The 21,585-nt window shown below is 65.3% G+C and carries 18 protein-coding genes; 8 read left to right on the top strand and 10 right to left on the bottom strand.

The window, feature by feature from the left end:
- Window positions 1-23 precede the first annotated feature (23 nt).
- The 3 genes from F1654_RS05295 to F1654_RS05305 are packed head-to-tail and all read right to left on the bottom strand — an operon-like array spanning window position 24 to window position 2,759.
- On the bottom strand, window positions 24-830 hold the full coding sequence (locus F1654_RS05295; protein WP_150022425.1) for a DUF1295 domain-containing protein: 807 nt from the start codon (window positions 828-830) through the stop codon (window positions 24-26).
- Entirely contained in the window at window positions 827-1,714 is an 888-nt protein-coding gene (locus F1654_RS05300; protein ID WP_150022426.1) for an SDR family NAD(P)-dependent oxidoreductase, read from the bottom strand. The genes F1654_RS05295 and F1654_RS05300 overlap by 4 nt, the downstream gene beginning before the upstream one ends.
- A 55-nt stretch (window positions 1,715-1,769) precedes the next feature.
- The gene (locus F1654_RS05305; RefSeq protein ID WP_150022427.1) at window positions 1,770-2,759 is read right to left on the bottom strand and encodes a winged helix-turn-helix transcriptional regulator; all 990 of its coding nucleotides are present in this window, start codon (window positions 2,757-2,759) and stop codon (window positions 1,770-1,772) included.
- A gap of 177 nt (window positions 2,760-2,936) precedes the next feature.
- Here F1654_RS05305 and F1654_RS05310 point away from each other — a divergent pair, with 177 nt between their 5' ends.
- Genes F1654_RS05310 through F1654_RS05320 form a run of 3 tightly spaced genes read left to right on the top strand, consistent with a single transcriptional unit; the run spans window position 2,937 to window position 7,335 of the window.
- Window positions 2,937-4,619 (top strand): class I adenylate-forming enzyme family protein, encoded by a 1,683-nt coding sequence (locus F1654_RS05310; RefSeq protein ID WP_150022428.1) that lies wholly within the window; start codon window positions 2,937-2,939, stop codon window positions 4,617-4,619.
- Entirely contained in the window at window positions 4,616-5,860 is a 1,245-nt protein-coding gene (locus F1654_RS05315; RefSeq protein ID WP_150022429.1) for a thiolase family protein, read from the top strand. The genes F1654_RS05310 and F1654_RS05315 overlap by 4 nt, the downstream gene beginning before the upstream one ends.
- Window positions 5,857-7,335 (top strand): class I adenylate-forming enzyme family protein, encoded by a 1,479-nt coding sequence (locus F1654_RS05320; protein ID WP_150022430.1) that lies wholly within the window; start codon window positions 5,857-5,859, stop codon window positions 7,333-7,335. The genes F1654_RS05315 and F1654_RS05320 overlap by 4 nt, the downstream gene beginning before the upstream one ends.
- On the opposite strand, the gene F1654_RS05325 is transcribed toward F1654_RS05320, so the two are convergent.
- Window positions 7,313-7,759: a PaaI family thioesterase gene (locus F1654_RS05325; RefSeq protein WP_150022431.1), complete on the bottom strand. Its 447-nt coding sequence runs from the start codon at window positions 7,757-7,759 to the stop codon at window positions 7,313-7,315. The two genes, F1654_RS05320 and F1654_RS05325, sit on opposite strands and share 23 nt — an antisense overlap.
- Window positions 7,756-9,465, bottom strand: coding sequence for a phenylacetic acid degradation protein PaaN (paaN, locus tag F1654_RS05330; RefSeq protein WP_150022432.1), 1,710 nt, complete (start codon window positions 9,463-9,465; stop codon window positions 7,756-7,758). The genes F1654_RS05325 and paaN overlap by 4 nt, the downstream gene beginning before the upstream one ends.
- 110 nt (window positions 9,466-9,575) lie before the next feature.
- On the opposite strand from paaN, the gene F1654_RS05335 reads away from it, so the two are divergent.
- Window positions 9,576-10,532: an SDR family NAD(P)-dependent oxidoreductase gene (locus F1654_RS05335; RefSeq protein WP_150022433.1), complete on the top strand. Its 957-nt coding sequence runs from the start codon at window positions 9,576-9,578 to the stop codon at window positions 10,530-10,532.
- The gene (locus F1654_RS05340) at window positions 10,529-10,963 is read left to right on the top strand and encodes a nuclear transport factor 2 family protein (protein ID WP_150022434.1); all 435 of its coding nucleotides are present in this window, start codon (window positions 10,529-10,531) and stop codon (window positions 10,961-10,963) included. Before F1654_RS05335 ends, F1654_RS05340 begins: the two co-directional genes overlap by 4 nt.
- Window positions 10,964-11,020: 57 nt before the next feature.
- Here F1654_RS05340 and F1654_RS05345 read toward each other — a convergent pair whose 3' ends face one another.
- A complete protein-coding gene (locus F1654_RS05345; protein WP_199200461.1) occupies window positions 11,021-13,348 on the bottom strand; it encodes a TonB-dependent receptor in 2,328 nt (775 codons plus the stop codon).
- Between the two features lie 713 nt (window positions 13,349-14,061).
- On the opposite strand from F1654_RS05345, the gene F1654_RS05350 reads away from it, so the two are divergent.
- Both F1654_RS05350 and F1654_RS05355 read left to right on the top strand, forming a co-directional pair.
- On the top strand, window positions 14,062-14,508 hold the full coding sequence (locus F1654_RS05350; RefSeq protein WP_233205136.1) for a bactofilin family protein: 447 nt from the start codon (window positions 14,062-14,064) through the stop codon (window positions 14,506-14,508).
- 31 nt (window positions 14,509-14,539) lie between these two features.
- Window positions 14,540-15,220: a ParA family protein gene (locus F1654_RS05355; RefSeq protein WP_150022437.1), complete on the top strand. Its 681-nt coding sequence runs from the start codon at window positions 14,540-14,542 to the stop codon at window positions 15,218-15,220.
- Window positions 15,221-15,264: 44 nt separating this feature from the next.
- Here F1654_RS05355 and F1654_RS05360 read toward each other — a convergent pair whose 3' ends face one another.
- From F1654_RS05360 to F1654_RS05375, 4 genes are all read right to left on the bottom strand, one after another.
- Window positions 15,265-15,681 carry a bactofilin family protein gene (locus tag F1654_RS05360; protein ID WP_150022438.1) on the bottom strand — a complete coding sequence of 139 codons (417 nt, stop codon included), beginning with the start codon at window positions 15,679-15,681 and terminating at the stop codon, window positions 15,265-15,267.
- Between the two features lie 249 nt (window positions 15,682-15,930).
- Window positions 15,931-17,139 (bottom strand): TIGR03862 family flavoprotein, encoded by a 1,209-nt coding sequence (locus F1654_RS05365; protein WP_150022439.1) that lies wholly within the window; start codon window positions 17,137-17,139, stop codon window positions 15,931-15,933.
- A gap of 460 nt (window positions 17,140-17,599) precedes the next feature.
- Window positions 17,600-19,957 (bottom strand): hypothetical protein, encoded by a 2,358-nt coding sequence (locus F1654_RS05370; protein ID WP_150022440.1) that lies wholly within the window; start codon window positions 19,955-19,957, stop codon window positions 17,600-17,602.
- Between the two features lie 94 nt (window positions 19,958-20,051).
- Complete coding sequence (locus tag F1654_RS05375) at window positions 20,052-20,570, bottom strand: hypothetical protein (RefSeq protein ID WP_150022441.1); 519 nt, start codon at window positions 20,568-20,570, stop codon at window positions 20,052-20,054.
- Between the two features lie 174 nt (window positions 20,571-20,744).
- On the opposite strand from F1654_RS05375, the gene F1654_RS05380 reads away from it, so the two are divergent.
- Window positions 20,745-21,539, top strand: coding sequence for a hypothetical protein (locus tag F1654_RS05380; RefSeq protein WP_150022442.1), 795 nt, complete (start codon window positions 20,745-20,747; stop codon window positions 21,537-21,539).
- The last annotated feature ends 46 nt before the right edge of the window (window positions 21,540-21,585 follow it).

Consider the following 21,585-nt stretch of genomic DNA (forward strand, 5'->3'; position numbering starts at 1 on the left):
CGGGAGACCGGAGCCCCGTTTTTTCATGCCCGTTTGGGCGGCATGGGCACAAAGCCTGATGTGCGCGCCATGTATTCGGCATAGCCCGGCTTCTCGCGCGCCAGCTTCTTGTCCAGCGTGCGCATGCCGGTCACATTGACCAGGAAATGGGTCATCATGATCGGGCCGATCACCGTCACGAGCGCGACGGGGTGCGCGCTGGCGGCGATGAAAATGCCCCACCACAAAAGCGCGTTGCCGAAATAGTTGGGATGGCGTGACCAGCCCCACAGGCCTTTATCCAGCACCTTGCCCTTGTTGGCGGGATCCTTGCGGAAGGCGGTCAGCTGCGCGTCGGCGGCGGCTTCGCACGCCACGCCCGCCAGCCATACCCCTGCGCCCACCCATAACAGCACCGGCCAGGCGGGCGGGCCGTCCATCGCCAGGGCCACGATGACAGGCAGCGCGACGATGACCATCACATGGCCCTGCAGCAGGAATACCCGGGTCAGGGAAAAGCGCGCGAAAGCCGCGTCTCCGCCCTGCACCCAGTCGCGCAGTTTCGCGTAGCGCGCATCTTCGCCATGGCCCCAATTGCGTTTCAGGATGAAAAGCGTGTAGCGGGCCGCCCACAGCGCCGGCATGGCCGCCAGCATGATCGCGTAAACGCTCTGGGGCCGGTTCAGCAGATACAGCGCCACCGCGATCACCGCGAATCCCGCCCCCCAGAACATGTCGATAATGCTGACATCGCGGATTTTCACGCTGATGGCCCACAGGGCCAGCACGCAGATCATCACCAGCGCATAGGCCACGGCCAGATTGAGAGCGATTGCAGAAACAAGGGTCATGACTGCGCCTCCTGCGCGCACTTGACGAAATCCATGAAGGCGGCGGGCGCGCCCGAGGCTTCGCGTGCGCCGTCCATGGCGCCGGCGCGGGCCAGATCCGCTTCAGCCACAGTGGCCGGCAAGGCTGATCCGCCGCCCTCCATCATCGCGGCCCGGCGGGCGAATCCTCCGCCTGTCACCCAAATCTCGCCACCGCGCTCGCACGCTGCGCTGGCCAGGAAGGCGCAGGCGGGCGCAGCGGCTTCAGGGGTGAAGCGCGCGGCCATCTCCCCGCTGATGGCGTCGCCCGTCATCCGGGTGGCCGCATAGGGCGCCAGCACGTTCACCCGCACAGGGCCGCGCCGCTCTTCCTGCGCCAGGGCCAGCGCAAATCCGTTCAGTGCGGCTTTCGAGGCGCTATAGGGAGCCCGCCCGTATATGCCGTACAGGCCCGCCGAGGATGACACGAACACCATCCGCCCCGCCGGGCTTTCGCGCAGATGGGGCAAGGCGGCGCGGGCCAGCGCGATCTGGGCGGTCAGATTGACCGCCATAACGGTCGCGAACTCATCTGCGGGCAGGTCCATGAACCGGCCCGCCGCGCCGTTCACCCCGGCATTGAAGATCACCGCATCAAGCCGCCCGAAGGCGGACAGGGCCGCCTGCACCATGGCTTCGCCCGCGCCAGGATCGGTGATGTCTGACAGTTCGGCGGCGGCGCGCCCTCCGGCAGCGCGAATTTCTGCAGCGGTCTGCTCAGCGCTGTCTTCAGCGCCTTCGCGCCGCCGGTTATTGACCACGACCGCGTCCCCGCGCGCCATGCAAGCCAGCGCGAAGGCCCGTCCCAACCCCTTGCCCGCCCCGGTGACCAGCGTCACCCGGCCGGGCTGTGATGGAGCGCCCATAGCGGTTCCTCCCCTTGAAAGCTGAGGAAAAACTAGTGGGTATGATAATGAAAGTCTAGGCCCCCTGCGCCCGGACTTCTTCCTGGCTGCGCCGCATGGGCCGGATGTGGAAGGCCACCTCGCCGGGCACGAGCGGCTGGTGGCAGCACGAGCAAGCCATCACCGGATCCAGCGGCAGTCCAGTGTGCCGGTGCTCGAGCACCAGGGGCGGCCCTTCTGGCGCCACATACCAGCGGTCGCCCCACACCATCAGCATGACCAGCACCGGATAATAGTCGATGCCGGTCTCGGTCAGGCGGTACTCATAGCGGGCGGGACTTTCGGAATAGAGCCGCTTGTGGATCAGCCCCATGCCCGTCAGCCATTGCAGGCGGTCGGCCAGGATGTTGGTGGCGATGGCCGCGTCCTTCTGGATCTCGTCATAGCGGCGGAAGCCGGTGAAGATCGAGCGCAGGATGAGCGAGGCCCAGCGGTCGCCCAGCACCTGCACGATCACGTCCAGAAGATTGCTCTCTGTGCTTTCAGCGTCTGTGCGCTGCTTGCGCCGCCGGCTGTGGCGCGGCGCGATCCAGCCCATGCCCGGCCCGTGTTCCCAGCTGACATCCCGGGCAGTGAAAGGCACGCCGGCCGAGCGGCTGAACGGCACCGCATCGATATTGCGCGCGCCACAAGCCAGGTGATCAAGCTGGACGGTGAACTTGGTCGCCGCCGCGCCCCAGCGCTTCTCCCAGCGCAACATGGCCAGCGCCACCCAGTACAGGTCGCGGCCCTTTTCGGTGGCCCAGTACTCATACCGCGCAGGCCGTTCGGAATACTGGCGCTTCTCCAGCAGCCCGGTCTCGGTCATGGTCTTGAGCCGCTGGCTGAGCAGCGCCTTGAGCAGGCCGGTGCGCTGCTGGAAGCCGTCGAACCGCCGTTCACCCAGCCAGAACGCCTCCAGAATCAGCATGGTGGGCACGTCGCCCACCACCTCCAGCGCACGCCAGATAGAACAGCTGCGGATCAGCTTCAGGTCAGCAGCGGGTTTCACGGTCGCAAGTTGCATAACAACTCGTATAGGCGATGCGGCGGGCTTTGTCACAGACGGTTTTCGCGCGTGCGGGTATGATTTTCACAGCTGGCGCAGCGATAGGACTTGGCGCCGGACGCTCCAGTTGGTTTGATTGTGCAAGTTATAAAACGGCGGATCACGCCGCACGTGAACAATGGGAGGAGACCGGCCATGGACCGGACAGCGCAGGCGCAGGCGCGCCATCAGGCCTATCGCGACAAGGGGTGGTGGGACGGCCGCACGCTGCATGGCGCTTTCGACGCCGCCGCCTCTGACGCGCCGGACCAGACCGCCATCGTCGATCCGCTCGATTGCGAAGCCCTGATCGGCCGCGCGCCCCTGCGCCTGAGCTGGGCGGAGGCGAAAAACGCGGCGGACAATCTGGCCGCGGTCATGAAACAGGCCGGGATCGGGCGCGGTGATGCGGTTCTGGTCCAGCTTCCCAACACCGCAGAACTGACGGTTCTTTACATCGCCCTGTCCCGGCTGGGCGCCATCATCAGCCCCATCGCCATGCAGTATGGCCGCCACGAAGTGGCCCACACCTCCGGCGAGCTGGGGGCGAAAGCCTTTATCGGGATCACGCGCTTCAAGGACGAGCCGTGTGCGCCGCGGATCGCGGACGCGCTGCCCGCCGGCGCCAAGCGATTTGCGTTCGGCGCCAGGACAGAAGGCTTCGAGCCGCTGGCGCTGGACTTCTCCGAGCCCGGGTCCCGCCCCGCATCCGAAGGCCAGGCGGAGGACATCGTCACGATCTGCTGGACTTCGGGTTCGACCGGCACGCCCAAGGGCGTGCCGCGCCATCACGGCCACTGGTTCACCCAGAGTCTGGCGGTGTTCGATGCGGTGCCGCTGCCCAAGGGCTCGGCCATGCTCAACCCGTTTCCGCTGATCAATATGGCCGCGTTGGCGGGCTTCTTCGTCTATTGGCTGGAGAACCGCGGCACGCTGGTCCTGCACCATCCTTTCGATCTGCCCGGCTTCCTGCGCCAGCTGGTGACGGAGAAGATCGCCTACACCATCGCGCCGCCCGCCGTGCTGAACATGTTCCTTCAGAACGAGGCCCTTCACGGGCAGGTCGATCTGTCGGCGGTGAAATACATCGCTTCAGGCTCCGCGCCGCTCGATCCCTGGATGACCAAGGGGTTCAAGGACAAGTTCGGGGTGGAGATCGTGAACTTCTTCGGCTCCAACGAGGGGATCGGCCTTGTGGGCGGCCCCGCCGAAGTGCCCGACCCCGAACAGCGTGCAGTGGTCTTCCCCCGTTTCGGCGCGCCAGGCCTGAGCTGGTCCAACGGCTTTGCAGCCTTTTTCGAGAGCAAGCTGGTCGACTGGCAAAATGATGACGCGCTGATCGATGCGCCGGGCCTGACAGGCGAGCTTCTGATCCGCGGGCCGAACGTGTTTGATGGCTATCTCGGCGACACAGGCGAGGATGTGTTCGACGCCGAGGGATATTTCCGCACCGGCGATCTGTTCGAAATCGCCGGAGAGGGGGAGATGGCCCGCTTCTACCGCTTCAAGGGCCGGCGCAAGGACGTCATCATCCGCGGCGGCGTGAACATTTCTCCCGAAGAGCTTGATGGCGTGCTCAACGCCCATCCCGCCATCGTGGAAGCCGCGGTATGCGGCTATGATGACCGCATGATGGGCGAGAAGGTGTGCCTGTTCGCCGTGGTCAAGGACGGCGAGAGCCTCGATCTGGAATCTGTCAAAACCTTCCTTGAAGACAAGGGCGTGGCCAAGTTCAAATGGCCCGAGCGGCTGGAGCTGATCGACCAGCTGCCGCGCAATCCTCTCAACAAGGTGGTGCGGCCCGATCTGAAGAAACGGCTGGAGACCAGCTCCGCATGACCGCGCTGTTCATCGCCGGAATCGCCATGACGGCGATGGGCAAGCGCCCTGAGGCCAGCGTCAAATCCCTGACCGCAGAGGCGGTCAGGGGCGCGCTGGCCGATGCAGGCATCGGTGCGGACCGGATTGAGGCCGCCTGGTTCTCCAATACCCGCCAGCCCATGCTGGAAGGCCAGAACACCATACGCGGGCAGGTCGCGCTGCGGGCCATGGGCATCGGCGCGATACCGGTGGTCAATGTCGAGAATGCCTGCGCCTCGGGCTCGACCGCCGTCATCCAGGCCGCCGCTTCAATCCGTGCAGGGCTCTGCTCGACCGCGCTGGTGGTTGGCGCCGAAAAGATGTTTTTTCCCGACCGGCCCGAGAAGATCGCCGCCGCCTTTCGCGGCGGCACGGATATAGAGAACATAGACCGCATTCATGCCGAGCTCTCCGCCCTGGCCGCGGACCTGATCCCTCAGGCGCTCAAGGGCCGCGAAGCGCAGGCGCGCAGCTTTTTCATGGACAGCTACGCCGCCTTCGCCCGGCTGCATATGAAGACTTTCGGCACCACAAGGCGCCAGCTGGCCGCTGTGGCGTCCAAGAACCACACCCACTCCGCGCTCAACCCGCTATCGCAATACCGCACGCCAATGAGCGTGGACGACGTGCTGGCCGACAAGCTGATTGTCTGGCCCTTCACCCGCTCCATGTGTGCGCCGATCAGCGATGGCGCTGCTGCGCTGGTTCTGATGGCCGGGGAGACCATGACGCCCGCCATGCGCCAAAGAGCGGTCAGGCTGCGCGGCTTCGCGCTGGGCAGTGGCGCGGACCGGGCGCCGGACGATTTCGCGGCCCATGTCGGGGCCCGCGTGGCGCGGGCCGCCTATGAGGCGGCAGGGGTTGGGCCCGAAGATGTCGATCTGGCCGAGGTCCATGACGCCACGGCCTATTCCGAAATCCAGCAGATCGAGAATCTGGGCCTGTGCCCCATCGGCCAGGGCGGTCCCTTCTCCGAGGCCGGGCAGACCACGCTGGGCGGACGGGTCCCGGTCAATCCGTCCGGGGGGCTGGTCTCGAAAGGCCACCCGGTGGGCGCCACCGGCATCGCCCAGCTCTATGAGCTCTGCTTGCACCTGCGCGATGAAGCAGGCGAACGCCAGATTCCCGGCGCGCGCATCGCGGTGGCGGAAAACGGCGGCGGCTTCCTGCAGACCGAGGAGGCCGCGACGGCCGTCACCCTTCTGGAGCGGCCCGCGTGATCCCGCCGGTCCTGCGTTTTATGGAAAGCGCCGCGCGCTGGCCGGACCGGCCCGCGCTGCAGGACGATCTGGGCGCCCGGCTGACCCATGGAGAGCTCGCCAGCCGGGCGGCGGCGCTGGCGGCCGGGCTGCAGAAGCGGTTGGGCGATAATCGCGAAGCCATTGTGGCGCTGGCGGCGAAGAACCATGCAGACCATGTGGTCGCAATGTTCGGTATTTTCCTCGCCGGTTATGCCTGGCTGCCTCTCAACCCGCGCAGCGCCCCGGCCCTCAATATCCAGATATGCGAAACGCTGCGGCCCTCACTGGTGCTGCTGGACGAGGCCTGCAAGGACTGCGTCAACTCCAGCAGCCTGCCAGCGGCGTTGTTCAGGGCTGGCGACCGGCAGGGTCTGGACGCGCTCAGCGCAGACGCCGGACAGTGGCGCGCGCCGGCCCTGGCGCCCGATCACGTGATGAGCGTGAAGCTGACGGGGGGCACGACCGGCAGGCCCAAGGCCGTCGCCCAGACGCAACGCGTGATCGCCACAGCCGCCAGTGACCTGGCCGCCGTGTTCGCGATCACGGGCGAGGACGTCAATCTCGCCGCCGCGCCCTTGTCGCACGGGGCTTTCCATCTGCTATTGCCCGTTCTGATCGCAGGCGGGCGTCACGTCATCGCCTCCGACCTGTCGCCTGAAGCGCTTCTGGACGCGATGGAGCGCGAAGGGGTGACCCTGGCCTTCATGCCGCCCACCCTGATCATCAAGCTGAGCGGGAGCGGGCTGGCGCGCCCTGAACGTTTCCCCGCGCTGCGCGAACTGATCTATTCGGCCGCCCCCATGCCCCCGGCCCAGATACGCCGCGCCTGGGAGGCTTTCGGGCCGAAAATCGCGGCCATGTACGGTCAGGTCGAAGCGCCCATGGCGCTGGCGGCGATGACGGCGGGAGAGATGGCCGGGACCGGCAAGCTGGAGAGCGCCGGGCGGGCCTGCCCGTCCACCCAGCTGCGCATTCTCGGTCCGGATCCGGACGGAACAGGTGAAATTGCGGCGCGCGGTCCGCTGGTCGCGCCGCGCTACCTCACCGGGGAGCCGCTGGATATCGAGGATGGCTGGCTGAAGACCGGCGATCTGGGGCGCATCGACCCGGACGGCCATGTGTTCATCCGGGGACGGTCGCGCGAAATGCTCATCACCGGCGGCTTCAATGTCTATCCGGCCGAGGTCGAGCGGGCGCTTCTGTCCGTGGACGGGGTCACGGAGGCCTGCGTGTTCGGCGTGGCCGATCCCTATTGGGGCGAGCGGGTGGAGGCCGCCATCGTGGCGCAGCCCGGCGTGGATGACGAGGCTTTGCGCGAGGCGGTGAAAGCCGCCATCGGCGCGGTGGCCGCGCCCAAGGCCATCCACAGAATCGAGGCCCTGCCGCGCAACCCGGTGGGCAAGGTGGTGCGCCGGGAAGTCGCCGCCCTGTTCAGCGCTTGTGACGGGGCGTGATCATCATCCCCGCCGTGCCGCGCGCGTGCACGCCTGCATCGGAGGACACGGTGCACTCGGCGACCGCCAGCGTGCGCCCGCGATGCACGATCCGCGCTTCGGCGATGAGCCTTGCAGTGGATATCGGCGCAGCGCGCACATAGCGCACCTGCAGGTCGGTTGTTGCAAAACGCTGGCTATCGTCCAGCAGGGTCAATAGCGCGCAGCCCGTCACCGCATCCATCAGCCCGGCCATCACCCCGCCATGCACGCCCGCCATGAGATTGGCGTGATCGGACCTGACCGGGCATTCGAGCTTGGCCGCGCCGTCAGAGAATTGTGCAACATCAAATCCCAGCAATGCCGCGAAACCGGGAATCCGTCCGGCCTCGCGCCAGGCGGTCAGGATATCCAGTCCCGAGCCTTCGAAGGCCAGGGCGCTCATTCGGCCGCCGCCGCAGGAACCGGCTCGCGGAACTGCACGATGCGGAAGCGGTCGGCCACAAAGGCCAGATCCGCCAGACAGGCATTGCCCGCCGGGTTCAGGCCGGTGACATGATAATCCGAATAGGCCGCCGCGAAATTGATCGGCATGCGGTTGTCCATATTTATCCAGAGTGACGCGCCCGCCTCGGCGAACCGGTCCTGGGCCGTCTCGATGAAGCCGCGATCGGCGGAATAGAGATAGGACGAGATCGCGCCGCGTTCGGATGCGATGCGGGCCGAGTTTTCCAGCGCCGCCTCTCTGGACGCCTCCCGGATCACGAAGCAGACCGGCGCAAACACCTCTTCGCCGTAGAGATCGATCTGGCTGGCGTCGACCGACACCACGAGCGGGGTTGCGGTGCGCGCGTTCGGAAAGTCGGGATGAGCGTAGGGACGCGAGTCCAGCAGCACCTGGCCGCCGGCCGCCAGCACCTTCTCGCGGACCTCGCTGATCAGCTCGAGCGATTGTTCGGCCTGGACCGCTGCGCACAGTCCCGCCGCGCGGGCCGGGTTTTCCGTGCGCCGGGTGATGGCGTCCACAATCCGCCGGGCCGCCTCGTCAAAGCTCAGCGTCTTGCCATCTGCGCGCACGCCGGTTTCGGGCAAGTGGACATTCTGCGGGCTGGTGCACATCTGGGCGGAGAAGCCGCACAGCCCATTGGCCAGGCCGCCAATGGCCGCATCCATGTCATCAAAACTGTCCAGCACCACCGCATTGCACCCTGCGGTCTCGGTATAGACCAAGCGGTCCGCGCAGTGCTCTTCGATCCAGGCGCCAAAGCGCTGGCTGCCGGTATAGTCGATGATCGCGCAGGCGGGATGCTTGAGCAGGTCGATCGTGATGGGCGCTTCGCGCTCGTCGGCGGCCAGCAGGACCATATTGGGGTCGAGCCCTGCGCCGGTGAGCACCTCACGCATGCGTTTGACGGCCATGGCGACGGGCAAAATGCCATTGGGATGGGGTTTGAGGATCGCCGCATTGCCCGTCATCAGATTGGCGAACACCGCCGGATAGGCGTTCCACATGGGAAATGTCGCGCAGCACACCACCACCGCCACGCCGCGCGGACGCAGCCGGTAGGTCTTCTTCAGGCGCACCACGCCTGTGCGTCCGAAATTCTTCTCCCACTCGGCCGCGCGCGGCACGTCCGCCATCGCCTTGTAGGCATAGGCCAGAGCCTCCACGCCCCGGTCCAGCGCGTTCGCGCCGCTGCCCGAGAACGCCATCAGATAGGCCTGTCCGGCAGTGTGCATGGTCGCGTGAGCGTTGGCGAAGGCCTGCTCTTCCAGCGCGAACGCCATCTCGAAACAGACCCCTGCCCGCTCCTCGGACGTCAGACAGTTCCAGCCGGTCATCGCCGCTCTGGCGGCGCTGAACAGCGCATCGGGGTCAGACTTGGGATAGGCGATGGCCAGCGGTTCGAGCGTGTAGGGCGAGACCTCATGGCCCACCGCGCCGATCGTCCCGGGCTGGTCCAGCTCGAAGGGCCGGCCCAGAAGGGCCTCGAAGCGCGCCTTGCCCTCCGCCGGGCGTTCCTCGCCGTGGATTTTCGAGCTGGGCGATTCCTTGAACGGGCTCCATTGCTCACGCGTGGCGCAGGCCTTCAGCGCAGCGTCCAGATGGTGCGCGTGGCGCGCGGCCAGATCAGCGGGTCGGGCAGTCATCCAATGCTCCTGCAATGTCTTGCGGCATATGGTGGCTCAATTGGGTATGGTTGTGCAAGCGACATGGGCGGTCTAGTTTCAGGCTCTGACATCACACAGAGGAGCCGCCCGTGAGTCTGTCAAAAACAATCAATTTCTATGGCCGATTCCTAATCCCGTTCTCGCGGCTCGGGTTCATGCTCAAGGGGCTGAACATTCCCGAGCAATATGACGGTCTGGAAGGGCGCACGGTCCTGATCACCGGCGCCACGGGCGGCATCGGCGCGGCCATGGCGCTGGGCGTGGCGAGAAGCGGCGGTATAGCGCTGGCGGCCGGGCGCAGTGACAGCAAGCTGGCGGATCTGGTGGCGCAAGCCAAAGGCCTGGCTGGACGGGTCGAACCGCTCAAGGCGGACCTGTCGCTCGCCTCCGACACTTTGGCGCTTGCCGATATGCTCGCAGCCCGGCCTGGCGGTGTTGATGCGCTTATCAATAATGTGGGCGTGCTCAATCATGCCCATGAGGCCACGGGCGAGGGTATCGACGCGATGTATGCGGTCAATATCCTCAACCCCTTCATCCTGACAGAGGCGCTGATGGCGTCCGGCGCGCTCAAGCCTGGAGGCTGCGTGGTCAATATGGCCTCGGGCGGCATGTATAATGCGCCCCAGAACCTCGTTTACATGGAGCAGAAGCCCGAAGGATATAACGGCTTCGCCGCCTACGCGACCCACAAGCGCGCCCAGCTGGTGCTGTCAGACGGCTGGGCCGCGCGCGGCTACGCCGCCTGGACCATGCATCCAGGATGGGTGGACACTGACGGCGTCAAGCGTTCGCTGCCGAAATTCCGCAAGGTCCTCAAATCGATCCTGCGCAATGAAGACCAGGGCGCAGATACCGCCCTGTGGCTGATCAGCGCGCGCCCTGCGCCCCAGGCCGGCGCGCTGTGGTTCGACCGCGCGCCCCGCCCGGCCCACGCCTTCAAGCGAACCCGTACGCCGCTGGCCAGCGACGCCGATATCCGCGCCAAGCTGGAAACCGGCGCCGCCGCCCTCAAGACACGCCTGCAAACCGGAGACGCCTCATGAGCCATCTTCAAAGTTTTCTCGACCTGGTCGCCGACTGGAAGCGCGGCGATCTCGACGCCGTGGCGGCGCGCCTGTCGCCGGATGTGGTCTGGCATTTTTCCGCCACCACCAAGCCGCCCGCCATCGGGCGTGAGGAATCCATCGCCTTTTTGAAAGCCTATGGTCAGGTCTCGTCCAATAGCCGTCTTCGCCTTTTCACCCATGCAGAGACCGAAGACCGGCTGTTTTACGAGGCTGCAGAAGATTTTGACGGTCCGGACGGCCAGCGCGTGCTCGTGCCTTATGCAGGCATTGTGGATTTCGCACCCGACGGCCTGATTACCGGCTGGCGCGATTATTTCGACCGCGCCCTGATTGATGGCCAGGTGGCCGGAACCGCCAAGCTGCCCGATTACGCAAGCGATCTGATCAACCGGCCGTCCATGGACTGACAAGGCAAGCCCCCGCTCCGGAAGGAGCGGGGGCCAATTCAGTCTTCCTGTTGGAAACTAGAAGCGCAGCGAGGCCTGCACGCCCACAACGCGCGGACGCAGGGGCACAGCGTACTGCGTGTTCGCGCCCACCGAGCTGGCGAACGGGACGTTCGCAGCGAAGGTCAGCACTTTTTCATCCAGAAGGTTGCGGGCCAGCAAGGCCACTTCCCAGCGCTCGGTTCCGAAACCGGCCCTGAGATCGACCATGGTGTAGCCGTCCACATTGCCCAGCGGGTCCAGATTGTCGTGGATGTTGTGGCTGCCCGTATAGGCCACGTTGAGCACACTGGAGAAGTCGATGGTGTCGGTGACAGGCCGGTCATAGGACAGCCTGGCGAAACCCGTCCATTCGGGGGTGAACCGGCCGCGGCGGCCTGTGTAGTCGCATAGCTGGACGCCATCGACGATGTCCCCGTCCGGCGTCTCCTGGAAGGCGCAATTGCCGCGGCGGAAGTCGGTGTATTCAAAGTCGAGATATGACACCCCTGCGGCCAGCGAGAGCTCGTTGGTCAGCGCGATCCGGCCGTCAATATCGAAGCCGGAGATCTCCGTCTTGCCCGCATTGCCCACATTGAAACCGATCGTGCCATCGAACTGGCTGATCTGCAGGTTGGAGTATTGTGAGAAATAGGCCGTGGCGTTGAACTGGGCGCGTCCCGCCATCAGGTCCGAACGCAAGCCCGCCTCATAGGTGCGCACGGTCTCGTCGGCGAACTCGAAAAAGGCCGTGCGGTTGCCGCGCACGTCGAAGCCGCCGCCTTTGAAGCCCTCCTTGTAAGAGGCGAAGATCATCACGTCGTCAGTGGCGTCGAATTCCACGGTCACGGACGGCGTCAAACGGCTTTCCGAGCGCGACTGGCTGAGATCATGGCCTGATCCGCCGCCCGGATTGTTCAGCTCGACGCCCAGGCCGGCCTGGATGGTCGCCAGAACCACCGGATCGGTGACCAGAGGCGCGTCAAAGCCCAGCGGGTTTGTCGTGGCCGCGATCTGACGGGTGGCGTCCTTGTCTTCGGTGGTCCAGCGCAGACCGCCAATCAGGCGCAGCCGGTCGGTCAGGTCGTAGGTCAGCTCGCCAAACAGCGCGAAGGCGGTCGAATCCGTCTTGTAGCGGCGCTCCAGTCCGACATTGGCCAGCGGCGCGAAGCCCAGATTGGTGATATCCGGGCCAAAGCCGGTGATGTCGTTATTGGTCAGTGTCGAGGACTGATAAAACCCGCCCGCGATCCAGCGCAGACGCTGGTCCTGCCGGGAGACCACCCGGACCTCCTGGGTGAACTGGTCATAGTCCTCTGACAATAGCCCCGTGAGGATGAAGTAGTTGGTGAAATCGAGATCAGCCAGCTCGTCGCGGCTATAGTCGAGATAGCCGGTCACCGAGGTGAGCGTGCCGAAGCCCAGATCGTAATTGGCCGTCAAAGTGGCGTTGAACAGCGTGTTGTCGGCGAACTCATCGGAATCTGCGTCGCGGGTGAAGTTGAACTCGCTATTGGTGATCGCACCAGGCAGCCCGGCCCCGGTCAGCGCATTGGCGAAGGTCAGCGGGACGCCATTGGGAAGGGTCTGGGTGTTCACGTCGCGCACCACTTCGATCTCGCGCCCGCGTGAATCGAACCGGTTATGCTCCAGCTTCAGCGTCGCGTCGAAACGGTCATTGGGCTCGAACAGGAGCGAGCCGCGGATGGCGAATTGCTCCCGGCTCGGCTCATCGCGGCCCTTGTTGGGATTGGAGACGAACCCGTCAGTCTCGTAATAGCGCACCGCCAGGCGCCCCATCAGCTGTTCTGACAACGGGCCGGAAACCGCCGCATCCACCTGCCGGTCGCCGAACTCGGGCATCCAGGTCGCGGTGACATAGCCTGTGGTCTCGCGGGTGGGCGCTGCAGTGATCAGGCTCAGCGCGCCCGCCACGGTGTTCTTTCCGAACAGCACGGACTGGGGCCCGCGCAGCACTTCAACCCGCTCCAGGTCGAAGAAGGGCGCGCGAATCAGCTGGGCGCGGCCATAGCTGACCCCGTCAATGAACTGGGCCACGGATTGCTCGAAAGCCGGATCATTGCCGGTGCCCACGCCGCGGATAAACATTTGCGTGCCGATACCGGTCTGGGTGACCTGGAAGTTCGGAACCGTCAGCTGAAGATCGTCCAGCGTGGCGATGCTCAACTCGTTAAGCGTCTGGCCCTCCAGCACGGTAATGGCGATCGGCACGTCCGTGACCGCCTGTTCTCGGCGCTGGGCGGTGACGGTGACCGTGTCCAGCTGCTGGGCCAGCGCCTCGGCGCCGTCAATGGCGACGATCAACGCCGCCAGCCCTGCTCCGATGAGATAGCGAGATACTTTCATGATGGTCTCCCCTGACTGAAAGTTCGGCGATCCAGGCCGCCGTTGAGCGGAGATTGTCATAGTTGGTATGATAATAAAAGTGATAATGGGAGCGCCACCCCCTTCCCGACCGCATCTGAGCAAAGCTTTCGCCAGATTCCATCGGCGGAGGGGTCACTTGCGTATGTGATAAATTCCCCCCGGTCTGAGCTTGCCCGGAGTGAATGTTGCCCTCCCGCGGCTTGCGTTCGGAAGGCTGCGTCATCTGCCGCAGACTCTCCTTGAAGACCTGCAAAACCGGGCCGGAGCCGGACCGGTGGAGCGCTTTCGCCAGGATACTGGGCGGCGCCAGACAAACGCGAACAGCTCCTGTTTCGCCCGCTCTGGCCGGTTTGGGCTGCCAGGTCCGGCCAGGCCAACCGGCTGCCAACACGTCCGGCCAGATCTTCAAGCCTGAAGCGCCCATTCGGCGCTCGCCTTGTCCAAAGCCCGCAAGGAACCTGCCCGCCCCGCCCTGGACCGAACCTGGATCGCGCCGCCCTTGGCGCTGATTTACACCCTCATGGCCATTTGTTTGTGAGTTGGGCCTTGATCTTGCGCGCAATACGGTGCTGGTAGAGGGTTCATTCCTGATCATTTCCGGTAATGCGAGGCCCGTGATGAGTAACGCTTCTACGTCCCCCAAGTCCGCCAAAGTCAGCCCCCTTGAAGGCAGCGAAGACCTTGCTTTCTTTATGGGCGAAAAGTGCGCCGTCGAGGGCGCTTCGCTTGAAGTCGACGGAGCTGCGCGCATTGACGGGCACTTCAGCGGCAAGCTGCGCGCCATTCACCTGATTGTTGGCGAGAAGGGCCATGTCTCCGGCGATATTACCAGCGAGACCGCTGACATCATGGGAAGCGTTCAGGACACGCTGGTCCTGTCCGGCAAGCTGACCATACGCGGCGGCGGGCGAATCGAGGGCCAGATCACGTACGGCTCGCTGGAAGCCCATGAGGGCGCTCAGCTGATCGGTCAGATCAACACCCAGGACCGCAGCAATCGCAGCGAAGGCGCATCCTCCCTCTCCAATCTTCGCTCCGCCATTTCAAAGACCTCGCGTGAGGCAGACACCACCTCAAAAAACGAGCATAATCCCGACACCCCGAATAATGGCGGCGAGAGCAATTCTCAGACCGGCTAGGGCAGATACAAGGCTAGGGGGTTGAACGCAGATGAGCTGCATCACCGTCCTGTTCGCCAATGCCAAGGGGGGCGTGGGGAAAAGCACCCTGGCCTTCCTCAGCGCAATTTACTTTGCGGCGAAATATGACCTGCGGGTCTGCGTTATCGATTTCGACCGGTTGCGCACGACCTATAACGCCGCGCGCCGGTTCGGCGCCTCGGGCGTCCAGCACGTCTATATGGGCGATCATGACTGGGAAGGCCCGAACGCCGATCTGGAGAGCGTGCGCGCCGCCATCGAAACGCTGCGCCGGAACAATGATGTTCTGTTCGTGGACACCCCTGCCGGATTTCCGTCCGTCACCCTGATGCCCGTTATCCAGCCGGATCTGATCTTCGTGCCCGTGGCCGTATCGGATGCGGATATCATGGCGACGCGCACCTATCTTCCCGAACTCAAAGAGGCGGCGAACCGCCTGGCTGACATCCGGGAGAACCGGGCGCGCATCACGCTCGTGCCCAATCAGGTGTTCAGCGACAATGAAGCGCTCGTGATCCGTGACAATTTTTACAATAACAATGTTCGCATAGCCCCGGCCCTGACGTTTTCCAGAGGCTTGCGCGGCGCATTCCATTTTGAGGCCGAGGACGCCAATATCGTATCAGTGTTTATCGAACATGGCGGCTTTTTCCGCTGGATCGCCGAAGACATCAAAGCCATGCGCAAATAGGCGCAAGGGCCCCTGCCCAAGCCTGCCTTCCCCCCTCCCGGGCTTTACCTGAAGGGCCATTGTGGAGGATTGTTTGAGGTCTGCGCGCTGTCCGGGCGCTTTGACCCGTCCATTTGGGATATTGAGCCCGCAGGGGCCGTCCGGGCCTGGGGGCGGCAAAGCCCGTCAAGAATGGCGCCGCCTTCAATCATCAGCGTCTGATAGTTCACATCGCCAACCAGACGGCTTCCCGGCATGAGCCTGAGTTCGCGCACATAGAGCGTGTCTTCGGCGCAGCCGTGAATGACGGCCGATCCGGCATGAACCGTCCCTTTGACACGGCCTTCCCGGCTGATCACCAGCGCCTCGGCGCGCAATTCACCCTCCACCCTGCCCTCTACCTGGACTTCACCCGTGGAGGTCACGGCGCCCACAATACGGGCGTCAGCGGCGATGATGGAAAGCGGCGTTTTTGTATTCACGGAACCATAAACTCCCGATCCTTCAGAAACCTTGTCCTGTTGACCGCATCACCGCCGGCTGAAGGCCGGAAAAAGGGTCCGGTTTGACTCAACAGGGTTCAGGCGGCGTCCAGCATGTCATCCGCCCCGCTCAGGCCGCCAGCGCTTCAGGGATCGGCTGACCGGAGTAAGCCTGACCGGAGGTTTTCCCGTCAAGAGGTGAATGAGACCGGGGTAAATGATTTCATGGCCGCGCCCCCCGGCGCGCTGTCAGGACCGGTCAAGCCAAGCGGCCGCGCCCCTTGCCGCCGCAGCGCCGGAAGCGAAGCTCGCCTGCAGGAGATAACCGCCAGTGGGCGCTTCCCAGTCGAGCATTTCTCCGGCAGCGAACACGCCAGGCAGGGCCTTCAGCATGAAGCGCCCATCCACGGACTCGCGCGCCACGCCCCCGGCGCTCGAGATTGCCCGGTCGAGGCCCTGCATGGCGTGCAGCGTAAGGGGCAAGGCCTTGATGCGCGCCGCCAGCTCTAGTGGCGTGCGCGGTGCTTCACCCGCTTCGCGCACCAGCGCAGCTGACAGCGGCGAGAGCCGGGCCTGTTTGCGCAGCGTGCTGGACAGGGACTGGCCCGGCCTGGCCGCCTTGAGCCGCGCCGCCAGGGCGGCCTCGGACATGTCAGGCGCCAGATCAAGCGTCAGCACCGCCGCGCCGTCCCGCCCGATAGCGTCGCGCAAGCCCGCGCTCAAGGCATAGATCGCGCCCCCTTCCAGGCCATAGGCCGCGATCATGGCTTCGCCGCGCACCGACCGGCCTTCATGGCTGAAGCGGGCGGCCTTGAGCGGCGCGCCGGCGAAGCGCTCACGCATCACGCACGACCAGCGCGCATCAAATCCGGCATTGGCTGGCGCGAAGGGTGTGATCGCGACGCCGCGCGCCGCCAGCCAGCCGGTCCATTCGCCCCTTGACCCCAGACGCGGCCAGCTCGCCCCGCCCAGCGCCAGGATCACCGCATCGGCCTCCAGCACGCGCTCCTGACCGTCCGGCCCGGCCATCAGGAACCGGCCCGCCTCATCAAAGCCACGCCAGGCGTGGCGCAAATGGATGCTGACGCCCAGCGCATCGAGCCTCGCCAGCCACGCGCGCAAGAGCGGCGAGGCCTTCATGCTTTTGGGAAACACCCGCCCGCTGGAGCCGGTGAACACCGCCTGCCCCAGGCCCTCGCACCAGGCGATGAGGTCAGACGGCGCAAAGGCGCGGATGGCCGGCCCCAGCCAGTCACGCTGCGCGCCATAGCGGTCCAGAAAGGGCTCCAGGGGTTCAGAGTGGGTCAGGTTCAGCCCGCCCCGCCCCGCCATCAGGAATTTGCGCGCCACGCTGGGCATGCGCTCATAAACATCAACGCCGAACCCCTGCTCCGCCAGACGCTCCGCCGCGATAAGGCCCGCAGGCCCGGCCCCGATAATGGCGATACGGCCGGTCATGGCTCAGAGTCCTGTGATGCGAACACGAAGGGCTTTCCGCATGCTCTGGGCACGCCCTGATATGGTGGCGGATAGCGCCATGGGACCGGCGCCACATGACATTTGACCTTGAAGATATCATGCCAGGCGGGGCGGATCGCCTGAAGGCCTGCACACGGATCAAACCGCTCACTGCGCGGCTGGGCCGTGGCGGTGAGGCTGGGATTTATGGAACATGCCGCGAAATATATAACATATTGAATTTATTATCTATTATGTGTCACGGAAAACGGAATCGGAACAGCTCATACGCACTGACCCATCCCTGTGATCCAGGCCGCCGTACATGAGTAGAGCGTGTTCGCCTTCCTTTCCGGGGGGATGAGCTTGGTCAAGGCTCTGCGCGTGAAGTCCCCGGCCACGCACGGCGCTCTGAAGCCTCGCATGCCGGTCAGCGCAATAGCCAAGCCAATCAGCTCAGTTACTGATTGCGCGTGGGGGGGCCGCAGCGTCCTTCGCGTGTCAGGCTGGGGAGAACTTCGTTCGCAAACCGGCCCCCCATGTTAAAGCCCGCTTCCACGCTGAGGAACGACACAAGGTCGAGAGCGCCTACATGGGTGACCTGATTAATGCTGCCTGCCGTATGGGCGGCGCCGGCGCGCAATCCGGCCTGGGCGCCCGCCCCTATGCCTGCAGACGCGCTATGATAGACGACGGTGTAGAGCAGGCAGCAGCCCAGCCCCTGGTCCGCATCATAGCCGTCCATGCAGGCCTTGGTGTCGCGGCTGAAGCTGAACAGGGCCCAGGCGCCGCTGGCGTAGGCCACGATGTATTCGGTGGTGGATTGGCCACCCAGCGCATTGCGTCCGAGCACCTCGCCGCCATCCGCGCGGACCCGCCACCATAGGGGGACGCCTTGCGCTGTCTCAGCCTGGAGCATGACCAGGGCGAAGCCTTCAGCCAGATCGGCTTCGGCGGCCAGGCGGGCGTCCTGGGGCCAGTGCGCCACATCGCTCGAGCGTCTGGCGATGGTCAGGTCGCGGCTGCGCTCCAGCGCGCCGAAATAGTCCGAACCCGGCTCGCCAAGGCCGAAATCCAGCTCGGCCTGCGTGTCCAGCACCCCGCGCGCCAGCGCTCCGGCCGGCCAGCTCACCAGACTGTCCCCGTCCAGCGCGGCGCCCGCCCATGGATTCATGAGGATGTCGATATAGGCCACGTTCTGATCATCCTGCTCATCCCAGGCACGGTGCAGGGAGAGCACAAGAGGCCCGTCGCGATAGACATGGCGTCCGGCCGGGTTGCGGATGTCCTGATCAATCACGGTTTGCAGGTTCATCAGGAAGGGCAGATGGGTTTCGCTGAAGGGCTGGGCCTCATTCATGCGCAGCTCGCCGGTCGCCGCGTCGGTCAGTTCGAGCAGGTGCGCGCCATAGCGCAGACGCGCCGTTTCCGCTTCAAGCGCGGCCGCCAGCCGGTGAGCCGAGTGGGCGCCGCCCGCGCTGATCAACAAATCGCGGCGGAAATTCATCCGGTGCGCCAGCCAGCGCAGGCTCTTGGACAGGTCCAGGCGCGGCGCCTCGCCGCTTGCATGCCGGTTGGCGAGCCGGTCGATCAGCCAGCGCTCCTCGGTGCGCGTCTCGCCGGATGGCTGTGTCCAGCTTACCGTCAGGATGATGCCGGTCAGTGCGCGCGTGGGCTGGTCTTCCGGGCCGCGGCTCGCCAGGTCGCTGCTGTCCTGCAAGAGATCGCCCAGCGTGCTGAACACGCCCGCCATGCCGCTTGAGTCCATTTGCAATATGCCGGCGTCAATGATCGCGCCGCGCAGGGTGACGGCGTGCGCGCCAGGGGGCGTGTCCCCGTTGAGGGTGGGCATAAAGAGCGTGCCGGCCTGGTTTTCGCTGAGCGCGCTGATATCCCCGAACATGGACAGGCTGACGGGGCGGTCAAACAGGGCCGCCACCGGCTGGCGCCAGGGCGTCATGAGAGAGTGCTGGCCCAGTCGGCCATTTTCGAGAATTTCCGCCGAAAGCGAAATCTCGACATAGTGAAGCCAGTCATCCGGCGCCGTTCCGGTGATCACCTCCTGCGGCTCAAGTCCCTCGGGCGCTTCGCCGGACAGTGCGGGGTGGGCCTCGGTCCAGGACATGCCCGGGCCCAGGCGGTAACGCACCCAGAAATAATCGCCTGAACTGATCCGGGCGCCAGGCTGGGTGATCAGATCACTCAGACGTTCAGCGGTCTGTGTGACGGCCTCGTCCAGCGCGCCAGCTTCGCCCGGACCCAGGGCATTGGCGGCCGAGCGCGCGGCCGCGCGGTCCGCCCGGCTGCCCATCACAGCGATCAGTGCGTCTTCCAGCCGCTGCGTATCGGCGATAGCACGAGCAGGGCCACGCTCGCGCGTTGCTTCGTGTGCCAGAAGCCTGCCCAGCTCGCCGCCCGTCTCGTCGGTGCGCAGGATCTGGGCGTCATAACCGGCCATGTCCAGCAAGGTTATGAGCAGGAGGCTCTGATCGATCGCATTGCCCGCCTTTGCCGACAGGGTCGCCTGGGCGCCGCGCAGAATGCCGTCATAGGGTTCATAACGCACCTGTGCGGTGACGAAGCTGGCGATCTCGTGGCCGTCGAAATCGAGCCGCTCCACAGCAGGCAGGATGTCGAAAGCATCATCCTCGACCGCCGGACGCAGGGAGGCCATGCGATCGGCCGCTGCGTGCGCCTGACCGATCACATCGCGCAGCGTCTCCTCGCGCCGCTCCCGATCATCGTGTGCAGCGGCCATGGCGGCGGGCGCCGCCAGAGCGAAGCTCAACGCCAGCACCTTGATAAAACACGCTCGCATTCAAACCTCCCACGCGCGGATAACCGGGTCATGATCGCCAAGCCCGAGGGCTGCGCACAGACCCGAACGGGTTTCAGCCTCTGTGAAGGCGCGCCTAGTCCTCGCGCGAGGGGGTCACGTCAAATTCGACCACCAGCGAGACCGTATTGGCGGGGTCGGGCTCGCGGAACATGGACGCCCGGTAGCCCAGAACGCCTTCATAGCGGCCGGTGATCCGGGGCTGGCCGCCATCAAGCTCGACGCGCTCCAGCACCAGGCCTTCGAGCGCGCTTTCATCGGTGAAGTGCGGCGTCATGCGCGCCTCTGGAAAATACATGGCGGTGGCGTCCAGCACTTCCTCGCCCATCAGGGAGAAGGTGATCGAAACGCTGCCCTCGACTTCATAGCGCGGATTGCGGTGGGCCTGGACGGTCACCGAGTAGAACCCGGGCGAATCCTGGCGGAAATTGACCGTCTTGCTGTCCTCGCCCTGCAGCACATGCCACTGGCGCGGCTCGCCATCCAGGGATCCGCTCACATCATCCGCAAGCGCCGGCGCAGCGGCCAGTGCAAGGCCCGGAAGGGCGGCCAGCAACAGGGTTTTGTGGCGGGGCAAGGCGGCCGGCATGGACATGGCGTTCTCCAGAGCAGGAATCTGAGGGGCTGATGTTTTTGAGCATTCCCACGATGGGGCCTGAATGCAACGCCCAGCTAGACCCGTCCGGGTCTGGCGCCTGTTGCGCAAGGCCGGTTTGCTGGGTTTGAGAGACTTCAACCGTTTGCATCTCTGCCCGGGAGACATCCGATTATGACCTGGCTGAACACAGTCCTCGCCACCGCCCTGGGGCTGGCCGCCCTTGTCCTGACGCCCGCCATGGCGGCGGCCCAGTCCGGGCCCTGGCAGCACGCCAGGGAGCCGCGGGACCGGAGCCTGAGCTGCGACGCCCTGGAGACCGAGATCGGCGAGATCGACCGGTGGCGTGCAAGCCATCGTGACGGCCCGGGCGGCGGCGGCGTGGACGCGCGCCAGGGCGCTGCGGCCGCCGAGGTGGCGGCGCGGCGCACCGGCAATCGCCAGGCGAGCGGCATGATGCGTGATGCGCAACGCATTTTCGGCGGCAACCCGCCGCGCAACCAGCGCGCCCGCAATCAAGGCCCGGACCCTGACCGTGTGGCCTTTGAGCGGCGTGATCATCTGATGGGGCTGTACCAGAACAGAGACTGCGCTGCGGCGCTGGACGAGATTGATCAGCCGGGCGCAGGACCTTGGCTGGCCCCGGTTCTGCCCCGGGATGCCGCACTGAGCTGCGACGCCCTGGAAGCCGAGATCGGCCATATTGACGTGTTCATCGAGCAGGAAACCGGGACCCGCCCGGCGGGCGCCGGTGTGGATGCCGACCAGGTGCTTGACGCTGGCCAGACAGCGGCCCGCCATACCCGCAATTACGAAACCAGCGGCGTTCTGGGCGATGCGCGCCGTGTGCTGGGCGCAGGCGGTTCTGCGCAACGCCAGCCGAGCGATGGCGGCGCCTGGCGCACAGATGTGGCCTATGACCGGCGTGACCATCTCATGGATTTGTTCGAACGCCGCGACTGCTGGTAGCCTGCCTCTGACTTTGCCGCCCTGCGGCCAACCCATCAAAACAAGG

This window comes from Alkalicaulis satelles, from assembly GCF_008630495.1.
Taxonomy (GTDB): Bacteria; Pseudomonadota; Alphaproteobacteria; order Caulobacterales; family Maricaulaceae; genus Oceanicaulis; species Oceanicaulis satelles.